Annotated in this window: 5 protein-coding genes; 4 read left to right on the top strand and 1 reads right to left on the bottom strand. The window is 72.1% G+C overall.

Annotated features, from left to right (window positions below; translation table 11 throughout):
• The 4 genes from EAD98_RS00705 to EAD98_RS00685 all read left to right on the top strand — a co-directional run.
• Positions 1-530, top strand: a 530-nt coding sequence (locus tag EAD98_RS00705; RefSeq protein WP_121652167.1) for a uridine kinase, incomplete at its 5' end; no start/stop codon positions are given.
• Between the two features lie 162 nt (positions 531-692).
• Positions 693-1,091 (top strand): TraR/DksA C4-type zinc finger protein, encoded by a 399-nt coding sequence (locus EAD98_RS00700; protein WP_121652166.1) that lies wholly within the window; start codon positions 693-695, stop codon positions 1,089-1,091.
• 49 nt (positions 1,092-1,140) lie between these two features.
• On the top strand, positions 1,141-2,013 hold the full coding sequence (locus EAD98_RS00695; RefSeq protein ID WP_121652165.1) for a DUF72 domain-containing protein: 873 nt from the start codon (positions 1,141-1,143) through the stop codon (positions 2,011-2,013).
• Between the two features lie 316 nt (positions 2,014-2,329).
• Positions 2,330-2,758, top strand: coding sequence for a DUF2267 domain-containing protein (locus EAD98_RS00685; RefSeq protein ID WP_121652163.1), 429 nt, complete (start codon positions 2,330-2,332; stop codon positions 2,756-2,758).
• Positions 2,759-2,805: 47 nt separating this feature from the next.
• Here EAD98_RS00685 and EAD98_RS00680 read toward each other — a convergent pair whose 3' ends face one another.
• Positions 2,806-3,591, bottom strand: coding sequence for a DUF72 domain-containing protein (locus EAD98_RS00680; RefSeq protein ID WP_121652162.1), 786 nt, complete (start codon positions 3,589-3,591; stop codon positions 2,806-2,808).
• Positions 3,592-3,905 lie beyond the last annotated feature (314 nt).

Genomic DNA, 3,905 nt, shown 5'->3' with positions numbered 1-3,905 from the left:
CCGCCGGACCGGACGCGCTGGCCGCCGCGTTGGTCGAACCGTTGCGCGCCCGGGGCCGGCCCGTGCTGCACGTACGCGCCACCGACTTCCTCCGCCCCGCGTCGCTGCGCTTCGAACTCGGCCGCACCAACCCGGACGCCTACTACGAGGGGTGGGTGGACGAGGCCGGGTTACGCCGGGAGGTGCTCGACCCGGCCGGCCCCGGCGGCACCGGACGGCTGCTCCCCTCGCTCTGGGACGCCGCCGCCGACCGGGCCAGCCGCGCCCGGTACGTCGACCTGCCACCGGGCGGTGTGGTCCTGGTCAGCGGCGCGCTGCTGCTCGGCGGCGGCCTGCCCTTCGACATCACCGTCCACCTGGAGCTGTCCGCGGCGGCGCTGCGCCGGCGTACCGAACCGGCCCAGGACTGGACCCTGCCGGCCTTCGACCGGTACGCCGAGGAGGTCGTTCCGGCCAGCTTCGCCGACGTGGTGGTACGGGCCGACGACCCCCGCCGACCGGCGCTCGTGGAGCCCGGCGCCGACGCCTGACAACCGCCGAAAATTCGCCGGTTTGATCGACTGTTCCGGCGGGTACTCGCCCGGCTCACAGAGCGCGGGTGACCGCCCGCGCACCAGACGCGACCGCGACCGGGGCCAGGTGCCGCCGGCTTCCCGGTTCACCTTGATCAGGCCCAGGAAAGGCAGGCAGCGATGCTCGTCCATGAGACGGTCGACACGGGTCGTTCCCAGGCGGAGATCGACGAGATCCGGCGCTCCCTCCAGGCGCGCTACGACGAGCTCTCCGCGGAGTACGAGCAGGCCGTGCTGCAGAGCCAGGTGCTGCGGCTGGTGGAGGTCGGTGACACCGCGGGTGACGACCAGGCCGACAGCGGCACCAAGACGGCCGAGCGTGACACCGCGCAGTCCCTGTTGCGCACCATCCTCGACCGCCGCGCCCAGTACGAGCACGCCCTCGCCCGGCTCGCGGAGGGCACCTACGGCTGGTGCGAAGGCTGCTCGGCGGCGATCCCGGTGGAGCGGCTGGAGATCTTCCCGTCCGCCACCACCTGCGTGACCTGCAAGCAGACCCGCGAGCGGCGGGCGGCCTGAGCGGCTGTCAGCGGTTGCCGGTCGGTCCGGAACACGGTGGACTCCACCCATGGGTGACATTCTCGTGGGCACCGCTTCCTGGACCGACCGCACGCTGCTGGACTCGGGCTGGTATCCGCAGACCGCGGACACGCCGGAGAAGCGGCTGGCGTACTACGCCCGACAGTTTCCGCTGGTCGAGGTGGACGCCACCTACTACTCGCCGCCCGCCGAGGCGACCGCGCGGCTCTGGGCCGAGCGCACGCCGAACGGCTTCACCTTCAACATCAAGGCGTTCAGCCTGCTGACCGGTCATCCCACCCGGGTCAGCGCGCTCTACAAGGACCTGCGCCCGGAGACCGACAAGAAGAACATCTACCCCGACGACCTGCCCGCGCAGGCGTACGAGGAGGTGTGGACGCGCTTCCTGTCCGCGCTGGACCCGCTGGTCCAGGTGGGCAAGTTGGGAGCGTTGCTGTTCCAGTTCCCGCCCTGGTTCACCATCAAGCGGGACAACAAGCAGTACCTGCTGGAGGTGGCGAAGCGTTGCGCGCCGCTGCGCCCGGTCTACGAGTTCCGCCACGCCTCCTGGTTCGACGGCGCCAACGCCGACGAGACCCTCGCCTTCCTGCGCGAGCACCGGCTGCCGTACGTCTGCGTGGACATGCCGCAGGGTCACCGCTCGTCGTTGCCCCCGGTGCTGGCCGCGACCGCGGACCTCGCCGTCGTGCGCTTCCACGGCCACAGCGACAAGTGGACCAGCAAGGACATCCACGAGAAGTTCGGCTACCACTACTCCAAGCGGGAGCTGGCCGACTGGGCGCCGAAGCTGCGCGAGCTGGCCGACGAGGCCGGGCAGACACACGTGCTGATGAACAACTGCTACCGCGACTACGCGCAGACGAACGCGAAGACCCTGGCCGGGTTGCTCGGCGCGGACTGAGCGGCCTGAGCGGGTCGAGCAACGTCGTCCGGCTCACCCGTTCGGGGTGGGGCCGGGTCACCCACCGGACGGGCAGGCTGGCAGGTGCGTGCGGTCGTGAGGGCGGCCGGCGCCGGAGACGACACGGAGGTGACGGGAATGACGGTTCGACTGGTGGCGGATAGACGGCGTGGCGCCGTCCTGCACGTGGTCGGTACGGCCGACAACGCCCGGCGCGCGCCGCAGGGCAGCCCGATACGGGCCCGACGTGGCCCGGCGGGGCCGCCGCGGCGCAACGACGACCAACGGTGGGACACCGCGGAACGGGGGTCGACCGATGGCTGACACGATGATTTCGGCGTTCGAGTCCTCGCTGGACAAGACGAACCTCATTCTCAAGGACATCGAGAACGCCTACGGCTGGCCGAAGGACCGACGCAACCAGTCGTACGCGGCGTTGCGCACGGTGCTGCACCTGCTACGGGACCGGCTGCCCGTGAACGAGAGCGTGGAGTTCGCCCAGCAGCTGCCGATCCTGGTCCGGGGGATCTACTTCGACGGCTGGAACCCCGCGGACGTCCCGATCAAGCTCAATCGGGACGACTTCCTCTACGAGGTGCGCCAGGGATTCCCGTACGACGCCGAGGGCGGCGCCGAGCGGGTGACGCAGGTGGTGCTCGACACCCTGCGCCGACACGTCACCCAGGGCGAGTGGCAGGACGTCAAGGACACCATGCCCAAGGACCTGGCCCGGATGCTGCCCTGACGGGCCGTCCTGACGCTGTGGGCCCGCCCGACCGTCGTCGGGCGGGCTCAGCCGTCGGAGGTGGCCGGTTCCGCCGGTGGTGCGGACGGCACCCGGGACACCGGATGACCGGCCCGGCTGGCCAGGGCGGCGAACGCGACGGCGTCCACGATGGCGGCGCCGCCAGGATCGTTGTTGAAGTAGACGTACGCCGGCTCGTCCGCGCCGAAGGCGTCGGCCAGTCGGCGCACCCAGGAGGCGAGCGCGGTGCGACCGTACCGGGGCCAGGGCCGGGCCCGTCCCTCGTGCAGCCGCAGGTAGCCGAAGTCGGTGGTGCGCCAGCGCGGGGCGACCGGGCGACCCAGCCGGTCCGCCCAGACCAGCGCCGCCCGCCGGCGTTCCAGCACCCCGCGTGTGGCGTCGGTCCACCACGAGGGGTGCCGCGGCTCCACCGCCACCCGCACCTCGGCCGGAAACAGCCGCAGCGTCGCGTCGAGCGCGTCGACGTTCGCCGGCAGGTTCGGTGGGAGTTGCAGCAGGACCGGGCCGAGCCGGTCACCGAGCGCGGTCGCCCGGCCGAGGAACCGGGCCACCGGCTCCTCCGGGTCGCGCAGCCGCTTGATGTGGGTCAGGTAGCGGCTCATCTTCACCGCCACACAGAAATCCGCCGGGGTCCGGGCCCGCCAGGCGGCGAAGGTGTCCCGCTCCGGCAGCCGGTAGAAGGCGTTGTTGACCTCGACGGTGGCGAACCCGGCCGCGAAGTGCTCCAGCCAGAGCCGCTGCGGCAGCGTCTGCGGATAGAAGCGGCCGCGCCAGTCGCGGTACTGCCAGCCGGAGGTGCCCACCAGGATCATCCCTTCATCCTGGCACCGGGCCGCGCGCCGGTGAACCGCCCGTGTCGCCCCGGTTCGGCGTCTACGGTGTGGGTTAGAGAAGATCGCGCGTGGGGTACCACCCGCAGCACGATGGACCCCGGCGTACGGCGGGGCGGCACACCCGAGGGAGTACCGATGGCACTCAACGATGACGACATGCAGACCACGGGCGGCGGCGGCCTGGAGGGCCCGGCCGACGGTGGTGCGACCCCGGGTCGCCAGGACGGTGGCGCGGACGGCGGCGCCGAGGGCCCGGCCGACGGCGGCGCGACGCCCGGCCAGCAGGACGGTGG

Origin of the sequence: Micromonospora sp. CV4, from assembly GCF_003667455.1 — a bacterium.
Taxonomy (GTDB): Bacteria; Actinomycetota; Actinomycetes; order Mycobacteriales; family Micromonosporaceae; genus Micromonospora.
Note: the sequence above shows the minus strand (reverse complement) of the source record. Positions and strands in the feature narration are given on the sequence as shown.